Source organism: Crocosphaera chwakensis CCY0110, assembly GCF_000169335.1.
Taxonomy (GTDB): domain Bacteria; phylum Cyanobacteriota; class Cyanobacteriia; order Cyanobacteriales; family Microcystaceae; genus Crocosphaera; species Crocosphaera chwakensis.
Window position 1 is genome coordinate 1 of the sequence record NZ_AAXW01000158.1, and the last position, 1,169, is coordinate 1,169.

Genomic DNA, 1,169 nt, shown 5'->3' on the forward strand with positions numbered 1-1,169 from the left:
CTCTACTAATCACTAGGGAAGTGGAGGATCTTTTTGGGGAAGCTACTGTCCTCAATAATATAGGATATGTATATTGGGATATAGGTCAACTGACAGAAGCTTTAGAGTATTATCAACAAGCTTTACCAATCAGCAAAAAAGTGGGCAATAGATCATTAGAAATCACTACTCTCAATAATATTGGAGTAATTTATGGTAAAGTAGGGCGAATAATAGAAGCTTTGAACTACTTAAACCAGGCTTTAGTGATTACCAAGAAAGTAGATAATCCCTCATTAGAAGCGACTACTCTCAATAATATTGGACGAGTTTACAACGATATAGGAAAATACTCAGAAGCCTTAAATTATTATCAACAAGCTTTAATGATAACCGAGAAACTAGGTCATCCCTCATTAGAAGCGACTATTTTCAATAATGTTGGCTTAGTTTACAACGATATAGGAAAATACTCAGAAGCCTTAAACTATTATCAACAAGCTTTAATCATAACCCAAGAAGTAGGTAATAGATCATTACAAGCCAACATCCTCAATAGAATTGGAGTAGTTTATACTACTATAGGAAAGCCAGAAGAAGCTTTGGGCTACTACGAAAAAACTTTAGGCATCACTAAAGAGGTAGATAATAGATCATTGGAAGCGAAAACTCTTAATAATATTGGCGTAGTCCACGAAAATATAGAAAAACTAACAGAAGCCTTAGACTACTATCAACAAGCTTTAGTCATCAGATCAGAAGTAGGCGATTACGCTGGAGAAGCAACCACTCTTAATAATATTGGTGGAGTTTATTACAAAAGAGGAAAACTTACAGAAGCTTTAAAACACTATCAAGAAGCTTTACCAATCTTTCAAGAACTAGATGAGCGCTTAAGAGAAGGAGCTACTATCAATAATATCGGCTTAGTTTACTATGAGATGGAAAAACTTACAGAAGCTTTAAACTGCTTTAAACAAGCTTTATCTATTACACAGGAAGTAAATAATAGATTAGGAAAAGCGAGAACTCTTAATAATATTGGTTATGTTTACCGAGATACAGAACGCCCCATTGAAGCGATTAAATATTTTGAAAATGCGGTTAATATTACCTTAGAAATGCGTCAAGGTTTGAAAAGGGAAGATAGAAAAGCATTTTTGAAACAAGAACAAGATACTGCTATGCAC

At 34.1% G+C, this 1,169-nt stretch carries 1 protein-coding gene; it reads left to right on the forward strand.

What is annotated here, in order from left to right; genetic code table 11:
* Positions 1 to 20: 20 nt before the first annotated feature.
* Positions 21 to 1,169 (forward strand): tetratricopeptide repeat protein (locus CY0110_RS27775; protein WP_198139293.1); only part of this gene is annotated, 1,149 nt, incomplete at its 3' end.